22 protein-coding genes and 1 pseudogene are annotated in these 23099 nt (G+C 69.9%); 10 read left to right on the top strand and 13 right to left on the bottom strand.

The features are described 5' to 3' along the window. Positions 1–82 precede the first annotated feature (82 nt). The 6 genes from J8403_RS23560 to J8403_RS23535 all read right to left on the bottom strand — a co-directional run bounded on the left by J8403_RS23560 (position 83) and on the right by J8403_RS23535 (position 5788). Entirely contained in the window at positions 83–868 is a 786-nt protein-coding gene (locus tag J8403_RS23560; protein ID WP_211124891.1) for an ABC transporter permease, read from the bottom strand. Next, complete coding sequence (locus J8403_RS23555; protein WP_211124890.1) at positions 865–1842, bottom strand: ATP-binding cassette domain-containing protein; 978 nt, start codon at positions 1840–1842, stop codon at positions 865–867. Before J8403_RS23555 ends, J8403_RS23560 begins: the two co-directional genes overlap by 4 nt. A gap of 148 nt (positions 1843–1990) precedes the next feature. Continuing rightward, positions 1991–2620, bottom strand: coding sequence for a PadR family transcriptional regulator (locus J8403_RS23550; protein WP_211124889.1), 630 nt, complete (start codon positions 2618–2620; stop codon positions 1991–1993). 69 nt (positions 2621–2689) lie between these two features. Further along, positions 2690–3259: a DinB family protein gene (locus J8403_RS23545; protein ID WP_211124888.1), complete on the bottom strand. Its 570-nt coding sequence runs from the start codon at positions 3257–3259 to the stop codon at positions 2690–2692. A 117-nt stretch (positions 3260–3376) separates the two neighbouring features. Next, positions 3377–4834: an aldehyde dehydrogenase family protein gene (locus J8403_RS23540; protein ID WP_211124887.1), complete on the bottom strand. Its 1458-nt coding sequence runs from the start codon at positions 4832–4834 to the stop codon at positions 3377–3379. 90 nt (positions 4835–4924) lie between these two features. After that, complete coding sequence (locus J8403_RS23535; RefSeq protein WP_211124886.1) at positions 4925–5788, bottom strand: helix-turn-helix domain-containing protein; 864 nt, start codon at positions 5786–5788, stop codon at positions 4925–4927. Positions 5789–6093: 305 nt separating this feature from the next. Between J8403_RS23535 and J8403_RS23530 the strand changes: the two genes are divergently transcribed. Continuing rightward, on the top strand, positions 6094–6585 hold the full coding sequence (locus J8403_RS23530) for an ATP-binding protein (protein WP_211124885.1): 492 nt from the start codon (positions 6094–6096) through the stop codon (positions 6583–6585). Between the two features lie 38 nt (positions 6586–6623). Here the strand turns inward: J8403_RS23530 and J8403_RS23525 are convergent, their stop codons facing one another. Continuing rightward, on the bottom strand, positions 6624–7775 hold the full coding sequence (locus J8403_RS23525) for a site-2 protease family protein (RefSeq protein ID WP_211124884.1): 1152 nt from the start codon (positions 7773–7775) through the stop codon (positions 6624–6626). 62 nt (positions 7776–7837) lie between these two features. Beyond that, positions 7838–8119, bottom strand: a complete 282-nt coding sequence (locus tag J8403_RS23520) for a DUF397 domain-containing protein (RefSeq protein ID WP_211124883.1) — start codon at positions 8117–8119, stop codon at positions 7838–7840. Between the two features lie 255 nt (positions 8120–8374). Here J8403_RS23520 and J8403_RS23515 point away from each other — a divergent pair, with 255 nt between their 5' ends. From J8403_RS23515 to J8403_RS44765, 6 genes and pseudogenes are all read left to right on the top strand, one after another. Then, positions 8375–10060, top strand: a complete 1686-nt coding sequence (locus J8403_RS23515; protein ID WP_211124882.1) for a bifunctional 3'-5' exonuclease/DNA polymerase — start codon at positions 8375–8377, stop codon at positions 10058–10060. A gap of 381 nt (positions 10061–10441) precedes the next feature. Continuing rightward, complete coding sequence (locus tag J8403_RS23510; protein ID WP_211124881.1) at positions 10442–11479, top strand: rod shape-determining protein; 1038 nt, start codon at positions 10442–10444, stop codon at positions 11477–11479. A gap of 170 nt (positions 11480–11649) precedes the next feature. Continuing rightward, on the top strand, positions 11650–12243 hold the full coding sequence (locus J8403_RS23505) for a sigma-70 family RNA polymerase sigma factor (protein ID WP_059142437.1): 594 nt from the start codon (positions 11650–11652) through the stop codon (positions 12241–12243). Next, the gene (locus J8403_RS23500) at positions 12240–13052 is read left to right on the top strand and encodes a zf-HC2 domain-containing protein (protein WP_211124880.1); all 813 of its coding nucleotides are present in this window, start codon (positions 12240–12242) and stop codon (positions 13050–13052) included. The genes J8403_RS23505 and J8403_RS23500 overlap by 4 nt, the downstream gene beginning before the upstream one ends. 158 nt (positions 13053–13210) lie before the next feature. Beyond that, positions 13211–13756, top strand: coding sequence for an RNA polymerase sigma factor (locus J8403_RS23495; protein ID WP_211124879.1), 546 nt, complete (start codon positions 13211–13213; stop codon positions 13754–13756). After that, positions 13753–13905: pseudogene (locus J8403_RS44765) on the top strand (zf-HC2 domain-containing protein); the annotation flags it as partial. The gene J8403_RS23495 and the pseudogene J8403_RS44765, both read left to right, overlap by 4 nt. Positions 13906–13996: 91 nt before the next feature. On the opposite strand, the gene J8403_RS23490 reads toward J8403_RS44765, so the two are convergent. The 5 genes from J8403_RS23490 to J8403_RS23470 form a co-directional block, all read right to left on the bottom strand. Further along, positions 13997–14731, bottom strand: a complete 735-nt coding sequence (locus J8403_RS23490; RefSeq protein ID WP_211124878.1) for a signal peptidase II — start codon at positions 14729–14731, stop codon at positions 13997–13999. Positions 14732–14936: 205 nt separating this feature from the next. Beyond that, on the bottom strand, positions 14937–16211 hold the full coding sequence (locus tag J8403_RS23485) for a glycoside hydrolase family 5 protein (RefSeq protein WP_211124877.1): 1275 nt from the start codon (positions 16209–16211) through the stop codon (positions 14937–14939). Further along, positions 16208–16555 (bottom strand): response regulator, encoded by a 348-nt coding sequence (locus J8403_RS23480; RefSeq protein WP_211124876.1) that lies wholly within the window; start codon positions 16553–16555, stop codon positions 16208–16210. Before J8403_RS23480 ends, J8403_RS23485 begins: the two co-directional genes overlap by 4 nt. 306 nt (positions 16556–16861) lie before the next feature. Next, a complete protein-coding gene (locus J8403_RS23475; protein WP_211124875.1) occupies positions 16862–17935 on the bottom strand; it encodes a glycoside hydrolase family 6 protein in 1074 nt (357 codons plus the stop codon). Between the two features lie 18 nt (positions 17936–17953). Then, positions 17954–18940: a S8 family serine peptidase gene (locus tag J8403_RS23470; RefSeq protein WP_246585949.1), complete on the bottom strand. Its 987-nt coding sequence runs from the start codon at positions 18938–18940 to the stop codon at positions 17954–17956. A gap of 467 nt (positions 18941–19407) precedes the next feature. Between J8403_RS23470 and J8403_RS23465 the strand changes: the two genes are divergently transcribed. From J8403_RS23465 to J8403_RS23455, 3 genes are read left to right on the top strand one after another with little or no spacing between them, the layout of a single operon-like run. Beyond that, entirely contained in the window at positions 19408–19917 is a 510-nt protein-coding gene (locus J8403_RS23465) for a GtrA family protein (protein ID WP_211124873.1), read from the top strand. After that, positions 19914–21209, top strand: a complete 1296-nt coding sequence (locus J8403_RS23460) for a glycosyltransferase (protein WP_211124872.1) — start codon at positions 19914–19916, stop codon at positions 21207–21209. Before J8403_RS23465 ends, J8403_RS23460 begins: the two co-directional genes overlap by 4 nt. Beyond that, the gene (locus J8403_RS23455) at positions 21199–23097 is read left to right on the top strand and encodes a glycosyltransferase family 39 protein (RefSeq protein ID WP_211124871.1); all 1899 of its coding nucleotides are present in this window, start codon (positions 21199–21201) and stop codon (positions 23095–23097) included. Before J8403_RS23460 ends, J8403_RS23455 begins: the two co-directional genes overlap by 11 nt. The last annotated feature ends 2 nt before the right edge of the window (positions 23098–23099 follow it).

Genomic DNA, 23099 nt, shown 5'->3' with positions numbered 1-23099 from the left:
GACGACCGGATATGCACCGTATCCGCAACCGGCTACGACCGGTGGGGGTGTGACCCGCCGGACCTCCGGCCCCGGGCCGCCGTCAGCGGCTGAGCCGCCCGTAACGCCGCACGGCGAGCGGCGCGAAGACCGCGATGAGCGCCAGCGGCCAGCAGACGGCGAGGAGTTGGGCATGGCCGGCGGCCCAGCCCTCGCCGCCGCCACCGGGACCGCCGAACAGATCGCGGATCGCGGTGGCCGTCGCCGACATCGGGTTCCAGACCGCGAGGGCGCCGAGCCAGCCGGGCATGGTCTCGGGCGAGGCGAAGACATTGGAGAGGAAGCCCACCGGCCAGACCAGGATCTGGACGGCCTGCACCATCTCCGGGCGCCCGGCGGCCATGCCCAGGAAGATCCCGAGCCACAGCATCGCGAACCGCAGCCACAGCAGCAGCCCGACGGCGAGGAGCCCGTCTCCGACGCCGCCGTGCCAGCGCCAGCCCATCGCCAGACCGACCCCGAGCAGGACGAGCAGGCCGAGCGCCGACTGGAGCATGTCCAGCACGCTGCGCCCGACCAGGACCGCCGAGCGGGCCATCGGCATCGAGCGGAAGCGGTCGATGACGCCCTTGTTGAGGTCCTGGGTGATGGCGAGCATCGTCCCTTCGAGGCCGAACACCATGGTGAGCGCGAGCGTGCCCGGCACCAGGAAGTCCTTGTAGTCACCGCCGCCCGGGACGGTCATCCCGCCGCCGAGGAAGTAGGCGAACATCAGCAGTATCAGCACCGGGAAGACCAGCTGGACGACCACCTGGACGGGCTGCCGGGCCCAGTGGGCGAGCCCGCGGCGGGTCATGGTCCAGGAGTCGACGAGGGTCGCGGTCGTCATACGGGGGTCTCCTCCTTCGCGGTGTCCGCAGGTTGCCCGGTGAGACGCAGAAAGACCTCATCGAGAGTGGGGCGGCGCAGCACGATGTCCTCCGCCTCGATCCCGGCCGCCGCCAGCGCCCGTACGGTCTCGGTGAGCGCGGCGACCCGGTCGGTGACCCGTGCGCCGAGCCGCCGGCGGTCGGGGTCGGTCTCGACCTCGCCGGCGCGGATCGCCATGCCCACGACCGAGGCGGCGGCGGGCAGTTGGCCCGCGTCGCGCAGCACCACCTCGATACGGTCCCCGCCGAGCCGGGCCTTGAGCTCGTCGGCGGTCCCGTCGGCGATGGCCCGCCCGCCATCGATCACGCAGACGCGGTCGGCGAGTTGGTCCGCCTCCTCCAGGTACTGGGTGGTGAGCAGCACGGTCGTACCGCCGCCCACCAGCGAGCGGACCGCGCTCCACACCTCCGTACGGCCCCGGGGGTCGAGCCCGGTGGTCGGCTCGTCCAGGAAGAGGATCCGCGGCCGCATGACGAGGCTCGCCGCCAGGTCCAGCCTGCGCCGCATGCCGCCGCTGTACTGGCCGACGGCCTTGGTGCCGGTGTCGGCGAGGCCGAACCGCTCCAGCAGCTCGTCCGCGCGGGCGGCCGCCTGCCGGCCGCCCAGGTGGTAGAGGCGGCCGAACATCTCCAGGTTCTGCCGTCCGCTCAGCTCCTCGTCCACCGCGGCGTGCTGGCCGACCAGGCCGATGCGGTAGCGCACCTGGTCGGGGTCGCGCAGCACGTCGTACCCGGCGACCTCGGCCCGGCCGCCGTCGTGGCGCAGCAGGGTGGCCAGGATCCGTACGCAGGTGGTCTTGCCGGCGCCGTTGGGGCCGAGCACGGCGTGCACGGTGCCCTGCGGGACGGTCAGATCGAGCCCCGCGAGGGCCCGTTTGTCCCGGTAGGTCTTGCGTAGTCCTTCGACGACGATCGCGGGATCGCTGTCGGCCAAGGCCTTCCCCTCTCCTTCTGCGCTTCTCCGGCGCCGCGTAGTCAAGTTTGACTACGCGGCCCGGAACGTACTGCCCGCGGCGGCTACTAGTCAAACTTGATTAATAGGGACGACGGCCGTCAGCCGTCCTCCCCCGGCATGGTCTTCCTCAGTCCGCGTCGGGCGCGGCGTACGGGTTGCGGACCCCCTCCGGCAGCACCTCCACCGACCGCTCCCCCTCCCCCGCCATCACATACGCCCCGCCCTCGAGCCGCTCGATCAGCCCACGGGTCCACTCGGCGCCGCTGTCCGCGGAGTGCACCCAGAACTTCATGATCTCGCCGATATGGCCCCACTCCTCGGGGGTCCCGTCCGGCGGCGTCCAGTGCCGGGTCACCTCGGCCCGCCACTCCTCCAGCGCCGCCACCCGCTGTTTCAGCAGGGCGATCGCCTCGGCGCGGGGCAGGTCGACGATGAAACCCACCCCGGCCGTCAGCTCGTCGATCTTCTGGTCATGGCGCAGCAACGCGTCCCGCAGCAGCCGGAAGTACTCCTCCTCGCCCGCCTCGGTCAGCTCGTACTCGGTCCGCGGCGGCCCGCCGACCGTGCTCGGCGCCACGTCGTGCGCGCGCATCAGGCCCTGTTTGGCCAGCTGTTTGAGGGCGTGGTAGATCGACCCGGGTTTGGCGTTGGACCACTCATGGGCGCCCCAGAACTCCAGGTCGTTACGGACCTGATAGCCGTGCGCCCGCCCGTGCTGGCGCACGGCCCCCAGCACCAGCAACCGGATCGCTGACATCGCCCGCTCTTCTCCATCCTGGTCCCGGCCCCGCCGTGACCAGGCTAGGCCGTCGCCGGGCCCGGCGGATCACCCCTCCAGGATCGACCAGTCCGGCTCCGGCATCGCCCCCGTCTCGAAGACCAGGTCGAAGGCGCCCTTGCCGTCGATCGTCTCGCGGATGATGTCGGCGTGACCGGCGTGCCGGGCGACCTCCTCGATCAGATGGAGGACGGCCCAGCGCCAGGTGCGGGTGCCGCCCTCGTCCCAGGGCAGCCGGAGGGCCTCGAAGGTCGTGTCCAGCGACGGCAGGGCCCGCACCGCCTCCTCGGTCTCGCGCGCCACCTCGTCGTAGAGGGCGAGCATCGCCTCCACCGTCTCGTCCTCGGTGGGCTCGAAGGTGTGCTCCCACTCGGCCATCTGGTCCTTGGCGTTCCCCGGCGCCTTGCCCTGGAGGACGCGCAGCCAGCCGCGCTCGCCGGTGACCACGTGCTTGAGCAGCCCGGCCAGGGAGAGCGCGCTCGCGCTGGGGGTGCTGCGGGCCTGCTCCTCGGTCAGGCCGTGCACCGAGCGCCGGATGCCGCCGCGCTGCGCGTCCAGGTACGCGAGCAGCGCACCGCGCTCGTCGTTACATGCCTCGGGGTTCACGATCACGGGCATGGCTGCCGCCTCTCATCTGGAGGGCGCCCGGGTCCGGCGCCCTTCGATGAACCCCACGTTAGGAAGGCTTGCGGTCAGCTTCTGTCCGCGTGTCGGCGCGCGTTTTTCCGTGCCGGCTCAGAACGGGAACTGGCTCCGGCCGTGCTGGATGGAGATCCACTTGGTGGTGGTGAAGTCCTCGATCATCGACTCCCCGTTGAGCCGTCCGAGACCGGAGTGCTTCTCCCCGCCGAACGGCACGATCGGCTCGTCGTGGACCGTGCTGTCGTTCACATGGATCATGCCGGTGTGGATCCGCCGGGCGAACCGCACCCCGCGCTCGATGTCCCCGGAGTGCACGGCGCCGCTGAGCCCGTAGTCGGTGTCGTTGGCGATCCGGACGGCCTCCTCGTCGCCGTCGAACGGAATCAGCGTCACCACCGGGCCGAAGATCTCCTGTCCGAGGATCGCCGCGCCCTCCGGGACCCCGCTGAGCACGGTCGGCCCCATCAGGGTGCCCTCGGTGCGCCCCCGCACCAGCGCGGTGGCGCCCTCGGCGATCGTCTGCTCGACGAGCGAGGCGATCGCCTCGGCCTGGCCCTCGTTGATCAGCGGGCCGATATGGGTGGTGGGGTCGCCCGGGTCGCCCACCTTCAGCGTCTCCACCTTGGCCACGAACTTCTCGGTGAACTCCCGCTCCACCGCCCGGTCCACCAGCACCCGGTTGGCCGCCATGCAGACCTGCCCCTGGTGGACGAAACGGCTGAAGACGGCCGCGTCGACCGCGTAGTCCAGGTCGGCGTCGTCCAGCACGACCAGCGCGCTGTTGCCGCCCAGCTCCAGGACCGTGCGCTTGAAGTGGGAGGCGGCCACGGTGGCGACGTGCCGGCCGACCTTGTCGGAGCCGGTGAAGGAGATCACCTTCGGTATGGGGTGCTCGATCAGGGCGTCGCCGATCTCCGCTATGTCGGTGACCACGACATTGAGCAGCCCGGCGGGCAGCCCGGCCTCCTCGAAGATCCTGGCGACCAGGCCACCGCCGCACACCGGGGTGTTCTGGTGCGGCTTGAGGACGACGGCGTTGCCGAGGGCCAGCGCGGGGGCGACCGACTTCAGCGACAGCAGGAAGGGGAAGTTGAAGGGGCTGATGACGCCGACCACACCCACCGGCAGCCGGTAGAGGCGGTTCTCCTTGCCGTCCACCGGCGACGGCAGGATGCGGCCCTCGGGCCGCAGCGCCAGATGGACCGCCTCCCGCAGGAACTCCTTGGCGAGGTGCAGCTCGAAGCCCGCCTTCACATGGGTGCCGCCACACTCCGCGATGATCGTCTCGGTGAGCTCCTTCTCGCGGTCCTCGATGATCCGCAGCGCCCGCTCGAAGATCGCCCGCCGGCCATAGGGGTTGGTGGCGCCCCACTCCGGCTGCGCGCGCTCGGCCGCCCGGTAGGCCAGGTCCACCTCCTCGACGGTCGCCACGGTGATGGAGGCCAGCTTCTCCCCGTTGTAGGGGTTGAAGTCGACGATGTCCCAGGAACCGCTTCCGCCGCGCCACTCGCCGTCGATGAACTGAAGGGCCAACTCGGAGAAGTAGGACATGCCATCCCTATCTGCGGGACGCGGTGCCGGGCACCGACACCCGCGCATGTGTGGGGGGTATTCCTGACAGAACGTCATCCTACTGACGAGTCAGGCGTCGTGAAGGAGCCCTCGGAGCAAATCCCGGCTCTTCTCCGGGGAGAGGCTGTCCGCGCTGAGCCGCTCCAACACCCGCTCGTACTGGGCGACCTCATCGCGCTTGTCCAGATAGAGCGCGCTGGTGAGCTGTTCCAGATAGACGATGTCGGGGAGGTCGGACTCCGGGAAGCGCAGCCGGGTGAACGCCCCGCTCTCCCCCGCGTGCCCGCCGAAGGCGAACGGCATCACCTGGAGCGTCACATGCCGATACTCGGAGACCGCGATCAGATGGCGCAGCTGGGCCGACATCACGCCGCGCCCGCCGTAGGGGCGGTGCAGCGCGGCCTCGTCCAGCACCACATGGACCGCCGGGGCCCGCTCGGAGACCAGCAGCTTCTGCCGCTCCAGGCGCAGCGCCACCCGCCGCTCGACCTCCTCGGTGCACGCCTGGGGCTGGCCCCGGGTGACCACGGCATGGGCGTAGCCCTCGGTCTGCAGCAGACCGTGCACGAACTGGACCTCGTAGCAGCCGATATGGGAGGCGGCGCCCTCCAGGCCGACATAGGTCTGGAACCAGCCGGGCAGCACATCGCCGTAACTGTGCCACCACCCGGCCACATTGGCCTCGCGGACGAGTCCGAGCAGTGCCGTGCGCTCCGCGTCGTCGGTGACCCCGTACAGCGTGAGCAGATCCTCGATGTCCCGCGCCTTGAAGCTCACCCGGCCCAACTCCATGCGGCTGATCTTGGATTCGGAGGCCCGGATCGAATAGCCCGCCGCCTCGCGGGTGATGCCGCGGGCCTCGCGCAACCGTCTGAGCTGAGAGCCCAGGAGGATACGGCGCACCACCGATCCACTCGACTCGCCTGCGGCCATTTCCGCGGTCCTCCCTGTACGGAAAGCATCCTTGCGAACGGCGCCCCCGCAGCCTCTGAGGGTGAAGTCTGCCACTGTTCGGGCTCCGCGCTGTAGGCATGTCGTTACTCAGCCCGAGGTTGTACGTCAGTGTACGGAGTCAGATATCCGACTAAAAGTGATCGGACCGGACCAACTGATGTGCGTGCACGTGCATTTGCCCTTGCATCTGACGTGCGCATTCGGAACCATAGGCTGTGCGCACGTGCTAGCTGGTACGAAATCTGGCCAGAGTTCGTCACGGCCACGGATGCAGGAGTGCTCGCATGGGGAGCGAAGGTTCGGCCCTGCTGGAACCCTTGTGGCAAGGGCTTACCGCGATCGATCCCGCCGCCGTCTCCGGATCCGTCTCCTGCGCGCTTCCCGCCCGCTTCGAGGCGGTCAAGGGGGCCCGGCAGTTCACCGGCTCCACCCTGCGGCAGTGGAACATCCCCGAACTCCTCGACGAAGTGGCGCTCGTCGTCTCCGAACTGGTCACCAACGCGCTCCGGCACGCCCTGCCCGGCACCGCGGCGACGGCCGCCGAGCCGGAGCGTCCGGTGCGGCTCCATCTGATGCGCGGCCCCTCACGGCTGGTGTGCGCCGTACGGGACCCCAGCGAGGTGGGCCCGGTGGCCGGCGAGGCGGGCTGCGGCGAGGAATCCGGGCGCGGGCTCCATCTCGTGGAGTCCTTCACGGACGGCTGGGGCTGGGAGCCGCTGCCGGGCACCCCGCGCGGCAAGATCGTCTGGGCCGTCTTCCATATCCCCCCGGCGTGAGCCTCTCCTGCCCCTGAGCGCCCCTTCCGCATCAGCGGTCACGGGCGGGTGGACTCCGGCGGGGCCGTGGTGATGCCCAGGCCGTGCAGCTGGAAGAGCCGGTTCACATCGTGCATCGTGACGATCCCCTCCAGCTGCCCGTGGTCCACCACCAGCACCGGCATACCGCCGCCGCCCGGACGCGCCCGCTCCAGCACCTCGCTCAGCAGCTCACCGGGCTCGGCCACGGTGCACCGCGACAGCGGCGTGGCCACATCGCGCACCCGCTGGGTCTCCCGCGCCTCCGTCGGCACCGCCGCGAGCGCGCGCAGCTGGACGGCCCCGCTGGGCTGTCCCTCGAAGTCCAGCACCGGCATCACCGAATGCCGGGAGTGGGCCGCCACGTCGTCGATGAACCGTCCCACGGTCAGCCAGTCCGCCCCGGCGGCGACCGGCGCCGACATCGCGTCCGCCACCCGCACCCCGCGCAGCGCCGTGTTGACCCCGGCCCGCTGCCGCTCCGCGTTGGCGATGATCACCATGAAGAGGCCGATGAGCGAGAGCCACAGCCCGCCGGTGTTCCCGCGCAGGAAGGAGATCCAGCCGAGGGCGATGAGCGCCACGCCGAGGATCTGGCCGCTGCGCCCCGCCGCCCGGTCGGCCCGCTCCCGGTCCCCGGTGCGCCACCAGACCGCGGCCTGCACCACCCGGCCGCCGTCCAGCGGCGAGGCCGGCAGCAGATTGAAGACGCCCAGCAGCAGATTGGCCCAGCCCAGCCAGATCAGGACGGCGGTCGGCACGCCCCATCCGGTGAGCGCGTGCACCCCGATCCCCACGCCGAGGGCGGCACCGCCGATGACCAGGCTGGTGAGCGGTCCGACGACGGCCACCCAGAACGCGACCCCGGCGGTGCGGGGCCGTCCCATCTTGGTCATGCCGCCCAGCGCCCAGAGCGTCACGTCCTCCACCGAGACGCCCTTACGGCGGGCGGCGACCGCGTGCGCGGCCTCGTGCAGCAGCAGGCTGCCCATCAGCAGCACGGCGCCGACGACGCTGGCGAGGGCGTAGACGGTGCCGGTGCGGCCGGGGGTCCACGCGGGCAGCGTCTCGCGGCCCAGCCCGTAAGCGAGCAGGACGATCAGCACCGGGACGCTCCAGTGCATCCGCAGTGGAACCCCGAGTACGCGTCCGACCCGGACCGAGCCGCTCATCGCCGTCTCACATCAGTCGGGTGCCCCCGCTCGCCACTACCAGTGTCGCGCGTCCGCGGCGATCAGCCCAGACCGGCCGAATCGCGCGCAAGGTGGTCGAACTCGCCGTCCTTGGCGCCGAGCAGCATCGCCTCGACCTCGGCCGGGGTGTAGATCAGCGCCGGTCCGTCGGGGAACCGGGAGTTGCGGACAGCCACGTTCCCACCGGGCAGTTTGGCGAACTCGACACAGGAACCCTGGGAGTTGCTGTGTCTGCTCTTCTGCCAGACGACCCCCTGGAGGTCCGCGGCCGCCATGCCGTTGTAGGGGTGGTCGCGCACAGGGCTTCTCCACTGTTCGTGCATGCGTGCAGCTGTCAACTGTCTCGGATCATAGCTGCGTTCCTTTGCAAACGCATGGGCAAATGCATCTGCGTATGCGCAGGTAGATGCACAGGCAGATGCACGTGCACCATGCGTATCTGCATGATCACCCGACACCGGCATCTTCTGCCCGGAGTGAAGAAGAGCAGTCGTCATGTATGACGTCCGGGTCCCCCTCGGGGTTGAGCGGGCCTCGTTGTCGGGGCGTTGTCAGACCCCCCTGAAAGACTCACGGGCATGAGGTGGGCGGCGGCGGAGACGGGCGACGGGGGTGTTCGTCTCTGCCCGCTCGACCCGCGGGGAAAGGCCGCCGGGCCGGTAGTGGAGGTCACGGCGGCCCAGGGCGGGATCGCGGAGGCCGTGCGATCCCGCCCCGAGGCCGACCGGTGGGTGTGGCGGTCCACCGCCGAGGTCTATCCGCGGCTGCTGGTCGCCGGCGTCCGGGTCGAGCGGGCCTATGACATCGAGGCGGCCGAGGCGCTGCTCCTCGGCCATGAGGGGCGCTCGGGCGCACCGCGTTCGCTCGCCGCCGCCTGGGCCCGGCTGCACGGGCTGCCCGTCCCCGAGGATCCGCCGCCCCGGGCGGCCGGAGGCCAGCCGTCGCTGTTCGAGCCCGGTCCGCCGCCGCTGCCGCCGGGCGCCGATCCGCTGGAGGCGCTGCTGGCGGTCTACGCGGAGCAGCTGGTCCGTACGGAGGCGGCCGAGCACCCGGACCGGATGCGGCTGCTCACCACCGCCGAGTCGGCCGGGATGCTGATCGCCGCCGAGATGCGGCGGGCCGGGGTGCCCTGGAGCGCCGACCGCCACCGGGAGCTGCTGGACGAGCTGCTCGGCGAGCGCTATCCGGGCGGTCTGGAGCCGCAGCGCCTGGTCGAGCTGGCCGACGAGGTCTCGCGCGCCTTCGGCACCCGGGTCCGGCCCGATCTGCCCGCCGAGGTCGTCAAGGCGTTCGCCCGTGCGGGCATCGCGCTCGGCTCGACCCGCGCCTGGGAGCTCGAGCGGATCGACCACCCCGCCGTGGAGCCGCTGCTGCGCTACAAGAAGCTGTACCGGCTGCACACCGCCCATGGCTGGGCCTGGCTCCAGTCCTGGGTGCGCGAGGGCCGCTTCCGCCCGGAGTACCTGCCCGGCGGCACCGTCTCCGGCCGCTGGACGACGAACGGCGGCGGGGCGCTGCAGATCCCCAAGGTGGTGCGGCGCGCGGTGGTGGCCGATCCGGGATGGCGGCTGGTGGTGGCCGACGCCGACCAGATGGAGCCCCGGGTGCTCGCCGCGATCTCCCGCGACCCCGGGCTGATGGAGGTCGCGGGCAGCGGCCGGGATCTGTACGCGACGCTGTCCGACCGCGCCTTCTCCGGCCGCCGCGAGCTGGCCAAGCTGGCGCTGCTGGGCGCGGTGTACGGCCAGACCTCCGGCGACGGCCTGAAGCATCTCGCCGCCCTGCGGCGGCGCTTCCCGGCGGCGGTGGCGTATGTGGACGACGCGGCCCGCGCGGGCGAGGAGGGCCGGCTGGTGCGCACCTGGCTGGGCCGCACCTGCCCGCCCGTGGGCGGCGCCGAGGAGGCGGCCGACGAGGCGGGGCTGCCGCGGGAGCAGGAGGAGCCGTCGTACGGCAGCACGGCGAGCGCCCGCGCGCGGGGCCGGTTCACCCGGAACTTCGTGGTGCAGGGCAGCGCCGCCGACTGGGCCCTGCTGATGCTCGCCGCGCTGCGGCGGTCGCTGACCGGGGCCGGGCTGCGCGCGGAGATCGTCTTCTTCCAGCACGACGAGGTGATCGTGCACTGCCCCCAGGAGGAGGCCGACGCGGTCCGGGAGGCGATCGCCGAGGCGGGCGAGACGGCCGGGCGGATCGCCTTCGGAGCGACACCGGTGCGGTTTCCCCTGACCATGGCCGCGGTGGAGTGCTACGCGGACGCGAAGTAGGCGGCCCGGGTCCGGTGCGGTGGAGCTTCCCGGCAGCGACAGCAGCGGCTGACGCCCGGTGCCGGCATCCGGTGCACCGGGGCACCCGGCACCCGGCATCCGATGCACCGGAGCATCCGGCATCCGGCACCCGGCACACGGCACACGGCACACGGCACACGGCACCCGATGCGGGGGCGGCCCCGGCGGTCCCGCCGTAACCGGGCGGCGCGCCGTACCGGGCGGCGCGGGTCCGCGAAGAGCCACCGCACCGGGCCCAGGGGGCAGTCGCTCCCCCGACCGGCTCAGCCCCGCAGGCAGCGGCCCTGATCGTCCCCACACGATGAGAGCGGAGGGCCGCCGGGCGGCGGCCCGCCACGCCGCCCACAGGGGAGACCTGCCATGACCATCAGCCTCGAGGCACTGCGCCGCTGCTCCATCGCCGTCGACCTCGGCGCGGCCAGAACGCGTGTCTACCTCCGGCGTACCGGGCTCATCGTCGACGAGCCGACCGTCGCCGCCGTGAACACCCACACCGGCGGGCTGATCGCGGTCGGCGCGCTGGCCGAGCGGATGACCGGGCGGACGCCCGAGCACATCCGCGTCGTACGGCCGGTCTCCAACGGCACCGTCGTCGACATCGAGATGGCCCAGCGGATGCTGCGGCTGCTGCTGGGCAACAAGCTGCGGCGGGCGTGGCGGCGCCGCCCGCTGGTGAGCGCCGCCGTCTGTGTGCAGCACGACGCCGACCCGCTCGCCCAGCGCGCCGCCGTGGAGACGCTCACCGGTATCGGCGCCAAGCGGGTGGAGCTGGTGGACACCCTGATCGCCGCCGCCGTGGGCTGCGGTCTGCCGGTGGAACGGCCCGAGGCGACGATGATCGTGGTGTGCGGCGCGGCCACCACCCAGGTCGCGGTCCTTTCGCTGGGCTCGATCGTGGCCGCCGAGCGGGTGCCGGTGGGCGGGGAGACCGTGGACCACGCGGTCGTCCAGTACCTGCGCAACGAGCACGCGCTGATGCTGCCCAGCCAGGCCGTCCGCCCCCTGCAGCTGCTGCTCAAGCACGGCGCGGACGGCGCAGCGGCCGTGCCCGGCACCGAGGTGCACGGCCGGGACGTGGCCACCGGGCTCGCCCGGACCGTACGGATCGACGTCGGGAGCGTACGGAGCGCCATCCGCACCCCGCTCACCGGAGTGCTGGACGCCATCGGCACGGTGCTGCGCCGCTGTCCGCCCGATCTGGTGGCCGACCTCGCCGACCGCGGCATCATGCTGGCCGGCGGCAGCGCGGTACTGCCCGGGTTCGACACGATGCTGCGGGAGGCCACCGGGATGCCGCTGAACATCGCCGACCACCCCGACGTCTGCGCGGTCGAGGGGCTCGGCGCGATGCTCGACGGCAAGGTGCAGCCCCTGCTGCTGGACGCGATGGTCTCCTGACCGCCCCGCCCCCGCACCCGGACCGTCCCCTGGCCCGCCGGGCCCCTGGCCCCTGATCGGAATTTCTTCGCGACGCGTTGAGCGGCTGCCTCCCCCCGTGCGTAGTGAAGGGGGAAGAGGCCGACATGGCCGCCGATCCCCCCCGGGGCTCAGACCGGGAGCGTCCGTAGATGTCCAACTCAGGTCAGGTCCTGGAGGTTCAGGTGCACGACGACGCCGCCGTGGCCGATGAGCGTCCGTCAAGATCCCGGCGTGGTACGCCGGACGAGCACCTCATGCGCGCGCTCTACCAGGAGCACGCCGGGCCGTTGCTCGCGTTCGTCCTGCGGCTGGTCGCGGGCGACCGTCACCGCGCCGAGGACGTCGTCCAGGAAACCCTGGTGCGCGCCTGGCGGAACGCCGACCAGCTGTCCCGGGCCACCGGCTCCATCCGGCCCTGGCTGGTCACGGTCGCCCGCCGGATCGTGATCGACGGACACCGCAGCCGGCAGGCCCGGCCGCAGGAGGTCGACCCCTCCCCGTTGGAACTCATGCCCGCGGAGGACGAGATCGACCGTGCACTGCGGCTCATGACCCTGACCGACGCGATGCAGGACCTCAGCGACGCCCATCGCGAGGTGCTGGTCGAGACCTACTTCAAGGGCCGGACCGTCAACGAGGCGGCCCAGACCCTCGGCATACCCAGCGGGACGGTACGGTCCCGGGTCTTCTACGCGCTGCGCTCGATGAAGCTCGCGCTCGAGGAGAGAGGAGTAACGGCATGACAGCGCAGACGCACCACTCGGGACATGACGCCGTTGGCGCGTATGTGCTCGGCGTGCTCGACGAGGCGGAGGCCACCTACTTCGAGGAGCATCTGGCCGGCTGCGACCAGTGCGGACGGCAGCTCGACGAGCTGACCGGACTGGAGCCCCTGCTGGCCGATCTGGCGGCCGACATCCCCGGGATCCACGGCAGCCCCGGGCGGACCCAGCTCACCGGCCACACGCCACATACCTTCAGCGCCACCCCCAACGCCATCGAGACCCTCACCGCGCGCCCCGGCCCGGCGCTGCTCCAGCGCATGGTCGGCGAGGTGGCCGTATCCCGCGCCAAGCGGCGGCGGCGCGGGCTGTACCTGGTCGCGGCGGCGGCCGTCCTGATCGTCGGCGGCCCGGTCGGCACGATCGCGGTCACCTCCGGCGGTTCGGACAGCTCCGTGACGGCCGCCCCCAGCGAGAGCGCCCTCTTCTCGGGGATGCCCGACAAGGTGCAGGGCACCGACCCGGACACCAAGGTGAACGCGGCGGTCGCGCTGGAGGACAAGATGTGGGGCACCGACGCCGTGCTGCGGCTGAAGAACCTCAAGGGCCCCCTGGACTGCAGCCTGATCGCGATCTCCAAGGACGGCCACGAGCAGACGATGATGACCTGGTCCGTGCCCGAATGGGGGTACGGGATCGAGGACAGCCCCAAGGCGGAGGCGAGAGATCCGCTGTGGGCCCACGGCGGCGCGGGCATGAAGCGTGCCGACATCGAACGCTTCGAGGTCCGTACGGCCGAGGGAAAGCGCCTGGTCTCCCTGAACGTCTGAGCCGCGGCTGAGCCACGTCGACGCCTGGTCCGCCGGAACGTCCGATCCGCCACTCGGATCGCCGATCATCCCGTGCGGCGCGGTGAGCGAGATGTTACACAGAGTGTGATATGTCGTGCTTCGCGTCCCGGGGGGTCCGGATCCGAGGAGGCACCCCCGTGGCTGACCCGGACGCCCATCAGCAGCGCATGTTCGCTCAGTATGTGCTGCCCGAGGTCGAGGTGCTGCTGCGCGTGGCCATGTCACTGACCACCCAGCGAGCCGACGCCGAGGATCTCGTGCAGGACACGTTACTACGGGCGTACCGGGCAGTCGGCCGTTTTGACGGGAGACATCCACGGGCCTGGCTGCTGACGATCATGCGGCATGCGGAGGTCAGCCGGCGCCGCCAGCGCCGGCCCCGGCTGCTCGACGATCCGGATACGGAACTGGAGCGGCTGGTCCCGGCCCGGGACGCGACACCGGAGGAACTGGTGGTCGACACGACGTTCGACGAGGCCGTGGACGCCGCGTTCACGGCGCTTCCGCTGCGGGACCAGCAGGTGGTGCGGCTGGTGCATGTGGACGGACTGTCGTACGCGGAGGCCGCACAGGTGCTGGACGTCCCCAAGGGGACGGTGATGAGCAGGCTGCACCGGGCGCGCAAGCGGATCCGGAACCAGCTGCTGGACGCGGGAGCGGAATCGGAGCGAGGTGGCGCATGAGCAGATGGACATGGTGGCGGACCACACAGACCACCGGACGGCTCCGGACCACACGGTGTCCCCTGGGCGCGCCGATGCTCCAGTCGTATCTGGACGGCGAACTGGAGGCGCCGGCCGCGGCCCGGGTGCGGACCCATGTGGCCGAGTGCCACCGCTGCGCCCGTGAGCTCGCCGTCTACCAGCGGATCAGCGAGGCGCTGGCCGCCCACGGGACGACCGATGAGATCGTGCTGGACCGGCTCAGGGACTTCGCGGCAGTCCTCGCGGACCGGGAGAGTCATGTGCCGGGGACGGAGGCGGCGCCGCCGCAGCCGGTCCCGGGGGCGGAGACGGTGCCCGGGACGGTGCCGACGGAGGCGGAGCCGGAGCCGGTCCCAGGGAGGGCGCCGGGGCCGGATCGGGACGCGGATCAGGGCGCGGTGCACAAGGCCGGAGGCTGACGATCGGGTCGGGCCCCACGCCCCCGCCGGGCAGCGCGACGGCCCGTTCGCGCGAGGTTCTGCGCAGCAGCAGGGCCGCGGTGAGCAGGGTCCCGGTGATCAGGGCCACATCGGCGAGGTTGAACACCGGCCCGCGGGCGTCCAGCGTGATCCAGTCGATGACGGCGCCGCGCAGCGGGCCCGGCGACCGGATCATCCGGTCGGCGCCGTTCCCCATCGCTCCCCCGGCGATCAGCCCCAGCCCCAGCGCCGCGCCCCGGCCGCGGACCCGCAGCCCCGCGCCGGCCGCACCCAGCGTGGCCACCGCGCCCGCGAGCGTGATCACGACGATCAGCGCGGGCCGGCTGTGGCCCAGGCCGAAGGCGACCCCGGTGTTGCGGACCAGCAGCGCGCAGAACGGGCCGAACCGGGCCTGTGGCCCGGCGGTGCCGCTCCAGGCGGCCAGCGCCATCGCCTTGCTGAGCTGATCGGCCACGATCACGACGAGCGCGATCAGGGGGAAGAACAGCCGGCCGGTCGCCGGATGGGGCTTCATCATCGGCCTCCCTGGGGGTGGGGGCCGGTCCGCGGGCGCGGTCCGCGGCCCGGGAGGGAAACCCGTCGGGGGTCCGCCGCGCTTCCCTTCCGGCCGGGAAAAAGACGAGGGCCCGCAGGCGGCTGCCTGCGGGCCCTCGCTGCTGCCCACTGCCCATGACCTCCAGGTGGTCATCGGCGGTGTACCGAAGGGGTCACTCCGACGATTACTTCCCCTTCTTCGCCTCCAGCAGAGGCGTCTGGTACTTGGACAGCATCTTCATCTTGTTCTGGTCGATGGTCTTCCAGTCGTTCTTCAGCACACCGCCGGTGTCACCCGAGTCCGGGTTCCAGGTCCAGTAGGTGTAGCTGATCTGGTGCTTCTTGAGGTAGTCCATCAGGGCGTTCTGCCACACGGCCTCGGAGCTCTTACCGGCGGTCTTCTTACCACCGAACTCACCCATCAGCAGCGGGGCGATGTTCTGCTTCTTGATGTACGCCCAGTGCTTGTCCCAGATGGCCGGCATGTTCTTCGGGAAGTCCTTCGCCATGAACCAGTTCTGGTTGTAGACGCCCGGACCGTAGTCGTGGGCCGAGTAGACGACCTTGTTCGGCTCCTTGAGCTTCACCGGGTGCTTCTTCACACCCTGGAGGTCACCGCCCCACCAGAACTGCTCGTTCTTGTGGCGGTCCGTACCCTCGACGAAGATCAGCCAGTCCTTGTTGACCTTGTGGATGGCGTTACCGGCCTTGGTGGCCGCCAGCTGCCAGTCGGTCTTCGGGTTGCCGTCGCCCCACGTGGCCTGGCCACGCGGCTCATTGTGGAGGTCGGCGCCGATCACCCGGTCGTTGTTCTGGTAGCGCTTGGCCAGCTTGACCCAGTCGTCCAGCCACTGCTTCTCGGTGAGGCTCTGGGAGTACCACAGCTCACTCTGGCCGTACTGGTCCGGACGGTGCTGGTCCAGGATCACGCGGATGCCGCGGTCGGTGGCACCCTTCACGATCTTGTCCATGATCTGCTGGGGGGTGAGGCCCTTCAGATCGGGGTTCTTGTGCCAGTCGATGCCGTTGGGCTTGGCCGACGACTTGAACATCTCGTTCGAGTACGGCAGACGCATCGTGTTGAAGCCCTGCTTGGCCATCTGGTCCAGCATGGACTCCCAGTTACGGGTCCACAGGCCGTGCGGCGCGTAGGTGCCGGTCTCGAAACCGAACCAGTTCACACCGGTCAGGACGACCTTCTTGCCGTTCGCGTCCACGATCTCGCTCTTCTTCGTGGACAGCGGGCCCTCGGCGCCCGCACCGGTGGCCTTGGCCCCGGCGGCGGAGGTGGTGGTGGCCGACTGGCCATCGGTGTTGTTCACCGCGAAAGCGGTGACAGTGCCACCCACGGCAGCAGCAGCGACGACGGCCGCGGCGATACCGAAGCGGAGACGCTGCGAGCGCGGCGTGCGCTTGGTCTCGGTGGTCGGGGCGTTGTTCTGGTCCATGGGGGAATTCATTCGGTGATGCTCCTGAGGAATTCGGGTACTGCGGTCTTGAGGATGCTGGGGTTGTTCGTCGGAGATTCCAGACATTCCATCTGCGGGTCGGAGACTGCGGTCAGCCGGACAATCCGCGCGGACGGTAGGAGTTCGCCGATCAGGCGGACCAGCCGCTGCGTTTGCCAGCTGGGCTCATCCACGTCGATCAGCACCACATCCGGCTGCATGTGATTGGCCAGAGAAATTGCTTCTCGGACCGACCCTGCAATTCCGGATAGCTCCAGTCCGGGCTCCTCGACAACGAGATCGGCGAGAGCACTCAACACCAGTGGGTGGTGCTCCACGACGAGAACTCTGTGCATCGATGGGAGCTCCTTCGTGGCTTGTCCTTTCGCTCACCGACATTAGGGACTGACCGGGGCCCGAATCGCCGTACGGCTGACTGAAATCTGCGTACCTCAATTGCAGGAATTCCGGGCACACCAAACGACCGAATTCCGCCTACCTCAATTGAGGTAGGAGAATTCGGCCGTTTTATGGGGGTTATGTCCGATATGGGGGGGCGGTGCGGGGTGCTCAGGGCATACGAAAGGCGCCGGTCACGGGGTGACCGGCGCCTTTGAGGAGGTCAGCGGGGAGGGGAGCAGAGGGGCCAGGGGGCCCGCGACTCAGCGCGTCAGCCGGTAGGCGTACCCGGGGAGGAACATGCCCGCACCGGCGGCACAGCCGTCCGCCTGCCCCGGCTGCTTGACCCACAGGAAGGCGTCGATGCCGGGGATGCCGGTGGCGGCGGTGGGGGGCCTGCCCAGCTTGCGGCCCGGCGGATCGCAGAAGCTGTGCTTGCGCGTGGGCCCCGCCCCATTGCGGCTGGTGTCCACCACGACCCCCAGCCGGGGCCGCCGCAGCTCCCTGATCACGGAGAGTCCGTAGCGCACCTCGTCGGCGGTGGCGTTGAAGTTGGAGACGTTGACCGCTATCCCGTCCCCGTACCGCTCTATACCGGCCCGCCGCAGCCGATCGGCCATGGTGCGCGCGGGCTGCCATCCGGAGTTCCCGGCGTCGTAGTAGACCCGGGCCCGTGGCGCCCCGCGCTGGAACGCCCGCGCTGCGTACGACAGAGCCGCGAACCGCTCCGCCTGCTGCCGCCGCTTGAGACAGCTCATATGGGCCAGCGCGTCCGGTTCCAGGATGACGATGGCGCGCCCGTCCCCTATCCCCCGGGCCAGCGCCTCGCTCCAGCGCCCGTAGGCCGCCGCGTCCCCGGCGCCGCCGGAGCTCAGCTGCTGGCAGTCGCGCTGCGGGATGGTGTACGGGACCAGCACCGGCAGCCTTCGCTGTGCGGCGGCGGTGCGGACCAGGGCGCGGGTCCGCTCCTCGACCAGGGATTCATTGGTCTCGGTGAGCCAGGCGGCCTGGGGCTCGGCGGCGATCCGCTTGCCGATGGCCGCCGCCCGCCGGTCGTGCGGATGGTCCCGCACCCAGGTCGCGGCCGGGTTGTGGGGGTCGGTGTAGAAGCGGGTCGTCGCCGGGAAGAACGGCTTGGCCACGGGGAGTGACGGCTTGCCGTTCGGCTGCCGCACCGGGCCCACGAACAGGGCCTGCACGGTGGTGGCCGCCATCACCACCTCGACCACCAGCACCATCACGATCAGCTGGGCGATGCCCCGCCCCGCCCACCTGGGCTTACGTCCGCCGGCCGGCGGGCGGGGGCGGCGGACGCGTCCGCAGAGTTTCGTGATCATGGCGAGTCCAGCCCGGCCTCAGCCGTTGTGGGAGTTGTCGGGCGGGGGCCTGCGGCGGCTGATGAGCACCACCGCCAGCACCGCGAGCACCACCAGGACTCCGGCCACCACCCCTATCGTGACCAGGGCGGATTCATCCCCGTCGGTTTTGTCGGCGGCGGCCGGGGTGGCGGCCGGATGGCGGCGCGGGGCGGAGAGCTCGGCGGAGGCCGGTGGCGCGGCCCGGTCCGCCAGCGCCTTGGCCGGGGCGATCACCCCGTATCCATAGCGCGGGTCATGGCCCGCGGAGCCCTTGCGGTCGGCGGTGTCGATCAGCTTCTGGACGACCTGGTTGGCGTTCCAGCGGGGGTGCTCCGAGCGCAGCAGCGCGGCGCCCGCCGCGACCCAGGGCGCCGCGAAGCCGGTGCCGTCGCCGGTCCAGTAGTCGTTGTTGCCGGAGGTGGTGAGGATGGAGACGCCGGGGGCGGCCAGGAGGGTCTTCCCACCGTGGTGGGAGGAGGTCCAGACGGCGCCCTTCTTGTCGGTGGCCACCACGGCGACCACCCCGGGGAGGGCGGCCGGGTAGGTGGGCTTGTTGCCCTCCTTGCCGTTGTCGCCCGCGCCGGCCACGATCACGGCGTCCTTGTCGACCGCGTACTTCACCGCGGACCGCAGCGCGGGGGTCGGACGCTTGAAGGAGACGGCCAGATCGATGACGCGGGCGCCCTGGCCGACCGCGTGGCGTATGGCCTTCGCGGTGGGGTCGGGCTGGGCCTTTCCGTCGCGGTAGACGCCGAGCGGCATCACCTTGGCCTGGGGCGCGAGGCCGTACACCCCGTCGCCGCGGTAATTGCGGCCGGTGCCGGCGATGATTCCGGCGGCATGGGTGGACTGCTCCGCCGCCTTTCCGCCGTCCCGGGTGCCGAAGCCGCCGGTGCCGCCCGCGAAATCCTTTCCGCGGACCACGCGCCCGCGCAGATCCGGATGTGTCGCGTCGACCCCGGTGCCGATGACCGCCACGGTCACTCCGGCCCCTTTACTGATTTTCCAGGCGCGTTCCGCTTTGAGCGCCGTCAGCGCCCATTCGGAATCGTGCAGCCCACCGGAATGGGAACCACTTGCCGCAGCCGGCGTGGCCAGTGCGAGCGTCATCGCTGCGATGACCGCTCCGGCCCGGCCGGCGAATGGATGGCGTGACATCACGTGACCTGACATTACGTCACCTACTCTCTTCGCACGGGACGCAAGGCCGTCGGGCCCATTTCATCTTGGGCATCCCCCGCAGGTACTGACACCCGCGAGAGGGTGAGCCACCCGTCCCTTCTTTGGGGGACCGGTCGGGATGGCCGGGACCCGGCTCTCCCCAATACGGGGGAGCCGAGGGGTCCGCCGAAGGTGTACCACCCGCTCCCCCGGTCGCGGGTACTACCTCCTTTTCGGGTGACGCACTCTTGGGTCAACGGCGATAAGAGCCTCCTGCCGAGGGAGTCGCGATGCAGCGTTTCCGAACGTTCAGCGAGCGCACCGGAGAGCCGGACGAAGAGGCGGATACCTCCGCCGGCAACGCCCGTAAGCGGACCGGAATACTCTCGCGAGTACGCCCGGTCCGGAACCCGATGGCCGGTATGCCCGGGCTGGCCCTTCGGTTCGCGGTCGTCGGCGGGGGCGGTGTGCTCGTGAACACGGTGGTCCTCTTCGTTCTCTATCACTGGGTCGGACTTCCGCTCCTGGCGGCGTCGGCGATAGCGGTGGAACTGGCCGTGGTGCATAACTATCTGCTGAACGACCGATGGACCTTCGCGGTCGGCACCCCGTCCCTGCGGCGATTCATCAAGTTCAATGTCTCGGTCCTGGGCGGACTCGGGGTCAATGTGCTCATCGTCTGGTCACTGGTGCGCGGCGGAACGCATCTGCTGCTGGCGAATTGCCTCGGCATCGCGGCGGCTTTCGCGGTCAACTTCGCGTCGAGTACCGGCTGGGTCTGGGGGAGGCGGAGCCGATGATTGTCGCCATCATCTACCTGGTGCTGATCGTGGTCTCGATTCTGCTCACCGTGCAGTCGGCCCACGTCCTCTACCTCATGCTCTACACCTGGGACCGGGCGGATGCCGAACGGAAGGCCAGGGCACCGGATGAATTCCTGCCGCCCCAGATCTCCTTCAGTGTCCTGCTGCCCGCCCGGCATGAGGAAGACGTCATCCAGAGCACCATCGAGCGCGTGGTGCGGGCCAACTATCCGGCCGAACTGCTGGAGGTCTTCGTGATCTGCTCACAGGACGACGACGGCACGATCAAAAAGGCCGAGGAGAAGATCGACGAACTGCAGCGGAAAGGGCTGCGCAACGTGCGGGTCGTGGTGTTCGACGACAAGCCGATCAACAAACCGCACGGCCTCAACACGGCCCTTCCGCACACCGCCAACGAGGTGGTGACGATCTTCGACGCGGAGGACGACATCCACCCGGAGATCTTCAGCATGGTGAACACCGTGATGGTCCAGGAGAAGGTCAAGGTGGTCCAGGCCGGTGTGCAGCTGATGAACTACGAGTCCAACTGGTACTCGACGCTCAACGTCCTGGAGTACTTCTTCTGGTTCAAGAGCCGGCTGCACTACCACGCCCACTACGGCTCGATCCCGCTCGGCGGCAACACCGTCTTCTTCGCCCGTGAGCTGCTGCTGCGGCTCGGCGGCTGGGACGACCGCAACCTCACCGAGGACGCCGATATGGGCCTGCGGATATCCGCCATGGGCGAGCGGGTGCGCGTCGTCTACGACGACCGGTATGTGACCAAGGAGGAAACCCCGCCCACCCTCGGCCACTTCATCCGGCAGCGCACCCGCTGGAGCCAGGGCTTCATGCAGACCCTGAAGAAGGGCACCTGGAAGAAGATGCCGACGCGCAAACAGCGCTGGCTCGCCGTCTACGTCCTAGCGTTCCCGCGCGGACAGGCGCTGCTCGGCATCTATCTGCCGATCTCGCTCGGCATGATCCTGATCCTCAAGGTGCCGGTGCTGATCGCGCTCGTCTCCTATCTGCCCGTACTCCTGCTGGCCGCGCACTTTCTGGTCCAGGCGGTCGGTCTGTACGAGTTCACCAACGCCCACGGCCTCGAAGCCTCGCCGAAGGCCGTCCTGCGCATGGCCGTCGCCTGGTTCCCCTTCCAGATGGTCCTCGCGTACGCCGCGCTGCGGGCCATGCGGCGCGAGATGCTCGGCCGCCACGACTGGGAGAAGACACAGCACGTAGGCGCCCACCGGGCCACCACCGAGGAGGCGGAGTCGCGTGTCGGATAACCCCACGCCCTCGCGGCCGACGGCCGCCGACGCGGAAGACCGGAAGACCGCGGCGAGGAAGAGCACCGCGCCGGGCAGGAAGGCCACCGCGAACAAGAGCACCACGACAGCCAAGACCACCGCGACAAGCAAGAAGACCGCGGCGAACAAGAACGCCACAACAGCCAAGACCACCGCGACAAGCAAGAAGACCGCAGCGAACAAGAACGCCACAGCCAGGACCACCCCAACAGCCAAGAGCACCAAAGCCCCCGCGCGAGGTCCGCACCGCCGCCCGCGGTTCTCCGTGGAGCGCGGCTGGTTCCCGCCGCTTGGGAGCAAGGGCAGAATCGCCCTGGTCGCCTCCCTGCTGACCGGGCTGCTCACCCACGGCTACCACCTGTTCCGCTATCCCCTCTACCTCACCGACGAGGGCATCTATATGCAGCGGGCGTGGTCGGTGCTGCGGGAGACCAGCCTGTCCCCGTACACCTACGACTACGACCACGCCCCGCTGGGCTGGATCACCCTGGCCGGCTGGGCCTTTCCGCTGCCGAAGCAGTTCGAGACCTTCGGGAACGCGATCAACACCGGACGGTTTCTGATGCTGCTGGTGCATGTCGGCAGCGTCTATCTGTTGTTCGAGATCGCCCGGCGGCTGTCCGGCAGTGTGCTGGCCGCCACCGTCACCTCGTTCCTCTTCAACGTCTCGCCCATCGCGGTCTACTTCCAGCGGCAGGTCCTGCTGGACAACCTGATGATCTTCTGGCTGTTGCTGAGCCTGTTCATGCTGCTCCGCCGTGAAGTCACGATCAGATCGGTGTTCGGCGGCGGGGTGGCGCTGGGGATCGCCCTGATCACCAAGGAGAACGCGATCTTCTTCGTGCCGACCTTCATGTATTTGCTCTACCGAAGAATCAAGGGATCGCCCAGCCATCGGTTCACCAGGGCCCTCTGGCCGTTCGCCGCGCTCAGCCCGATCGGCGCCTATGTGACCTACGCCCTGCTCAAGAACGAGCTGCTGCCGAGCGGTTTCGACTTCGACCTCAACAATCCACCCGCGGACCACGTCTCGTTGCTCTACACCCTGTGGTGGCAGCTCAACCGCAACCAGGGCACGCTCTTCAGCCACACCGGGCTGTTGCAGACGAGCTGGCTGGTCCGGGACAAGTTGCTGCTGATCGCCGGGGTGTGCGCGATGGTGATCTGTCTGTGGGTCGGCGTGCGGGACCGCAAGCGCAACCTGGGCTTTCTGGTCGCCGGGACGCTGGCCTTCGGATACGCCTTCTATCTGGTGCGCGGCAGCGTGGTGCTGGACTTCTACGTCACCCCGCTGATCCCGATGTTCGCGCTCAACATCGGCATGGTGGCGGACCGGCTGCTCAAGGGCTCCTTCACCAATCGATTCATGCGCGGCGCGCATTCTGCGACCCGGGTCGCCGTGCCGTCGTTCGTGGCCATTCTGCTCCTGGCGTCACCGGCCTCCGGATATCTCGTCCACACCAATACCGAGGGCCATACGCAGATCGCCGACCAGTACCAGTCGAAGATCAATCTCACCGGAATGCAGCATGCCCAGATCGCCTGGGTGCGCAAGCACGTACCACCGAATTCGCGCATCATCATGGACGACGACCTGTGGGGTGAACTGCACGATGTGCGCCCGTTCTACCCGTACGCGCATTCCCACTGGAACGCCTCGTCCGACCCGGATGTCCGCGACAAGCTCTTCAGGAAGAAATGGCAGTACGTGGACTACATCATCATGTCGAACAAGATGCGCAGATCCATGATGCTCAACAATGGCGACGGCCGAGAGAACTGGATTCTCCAGGCGCTGCGAAATTCCACCCGCGTCTGGTCGGAGACCCGGGGCAATATCAAGCTGGAAATCTACCGTGTGCAGTAGCC

It is taken from the genome of Streptomyces yatensis (assembly GCF_018069625.1).
Taxonomy (GTDB): Bacteria; Actinomycetota; Actinomycetes; order Streptomycetales; family Streptomycetaceae; genus Streptomyces; species Streptomyces yatensis.
The sequence above is the reverse complement of the archived record's forward strand: the minus strand, read 5'-3'. Positions and strand labels throughout refer to the sequence as shown.